This window comes from Nocardia sp. NPDC060220 (genome assembly GCF_042727815.1).
In the GTDB taxonomy this organism is placed as follows: domain Bacteria; phylum Actinomycetota; class Actinomycetes; order Mycobacteriales; family Mycobacteriaceae; genus Nocardia.
Genome location: NZ_JBHWZY010001176.1, coordinates 1 through 1,700, shown reverse-complemented (window position 1 = coordinate 1,700; position 1,700 = coordinate 1). Strand labels below are relative to the sequence as shown.

Sequence of the window (1,700 nt, the reverse complement as noted above, 5' to 3'; positions counted from 1 at the left end):
GCCCGGGCACCCTCGCGAGGAGAGTGCCCGGGCCGTGGTCGGGTCAGGCGGCGGAGGTCACCCGGTACACGTCGTAGACGCCTTCGACGTTGCGCACCACATTGAGCAGGTGACCGAGGTGCTTGGGGTCGCCCATCTCGAAGGTGAACTTGCTGATCGCGACACGGTCGCCATGGGTGGCCACCGAGGCGGACAGGATGTTGACCTTCTCGTCGGCCAGCACCTTTGTCACATCCGAGAGCAATCGGGTGCGGTCGAGCGCCTCGATCTGGATCGCGACCAGGAACACCGACGAGGGCGAGGGCGCCCATTCGACCTCGATGATCCGCTCCGACTGCTCCTGCAGGGAATCGGCGTTGGTGCAGTCGGTCCGGTGCACGCTCACCGCGCCACCGCGGGTCACGAAGCCCATGATCTCGTCACCCGGCACCGGCGTGCAGCACTTGGCCAGCTTCGCGACCGTTCCCGGCGCACCGGGAATGAGCACGCCGGCGTCCCCGGTGACCCGCTGACGAGCCGGCGTGGTCGACGGTGTCGACCGCTCGGCCAGCTCGTTCTCCACATCGCCGATGCCGCCGAGCTGGGCCATGAGCCGCTGCACCACGTGATGCGCCGACACCTGGTGCTCGCCGACCGCGGTGTAGAGGGTGGAGATGTCGCTGTAGTGCAGCTCGTGCGCGACCGCGGTCATCGCCTCGACACTCATCAACCGCTGCAGCGGCAGCCCGACGCGGCGGACCTCCTTGGAGATCTGCTCCTTGCCGCTCTCGAGCGCTTCCTCGCGCCGTTCCTTGGCAAACCACTGGCGAATCTTGGCTTTCGCGCGCGGTGAGACCACGAACTTCTGCCAGTCGCGACTGGGTCCCGCGTTCTGCGCCTTGGAGGTGAACACCTCCACGACTTCGCCGTTCTCCAGCTGCCGTTCCAGCGCCACCAGGCGACCGTTCACCCGCGCGCCGATGCACTTGTGCCCGACCTCGGTGTGCACCGCGTACGCGAAGTCGACCGGAGTGGACTTCTGCGGCAGCGTGATCACATCGCCCTTGGGCGTGAACACGAAGATCTCCGGCGACTTCAGGTCGAAGCGCAGCGATTCGAGGAACTCCGCGGGGTCGGCGGCCTCCCGCTGCCAGTCGAGCAGCTGACGCATCCACGCCATGTCGTCGACCTCGGCGGCGTCACCGGAGTGCTTGGCCTTGGTCTCCTTGTACCGCCAGTGCGCGGCGATGCCGAACTCGGCGGTCCGGTGCATGTCCTGCGTGCGGATCTGCACCTCGAGCGGCTTGCCGTCGGGGCCGACCACCGTCGTGTGCAGCGATTGGTAGACGCCGTAGCGCGGCTGCGCGATGTAGTCCTTGAATCGCCCCGCCATCGGCTGCCACAGCGAGTGCACGACGCCGACCGCGGCGTAGCAGTCGCGGACTTCCTCGCACAGGATCCGCATGCCGACCAGGTCATGGATGTCGTCGAAATCTTTGCCCTTGACGATCATCTTCTGATAGATCGACCAGTAGTGCTTGGGCCTGCCTTCGACGATCGCGTTGATCCGCGACGCGGCCAGGGTGTTGGTGATCTCCGCGCGCACCTTCGCCAGATAGGTGTCACGCGAGGGCGCGCGATCGGCGACCAGGCGCACGATCTCGTCGTATTTCTTGGGGTGCAGGATCGCGAAGGCGAGGTCCTCCAGCTCCCATTTGACC

General features: G+C 66.5%; 1 protein-coding gene. It reads right to left on the bottom strand.

What is annotated here, in order from left to right; translation table 11 throughout:
* Positions 1-43: 43 nt before the first annotated feature.
* Positions 44-1,700: RelA/SpoT family protein (locus ACFWF3_RS34985; RefSeq protein WP_379318380.1), on the bottom strand; the 1,657-nt coding region annotated here is incomplete at its 5' end.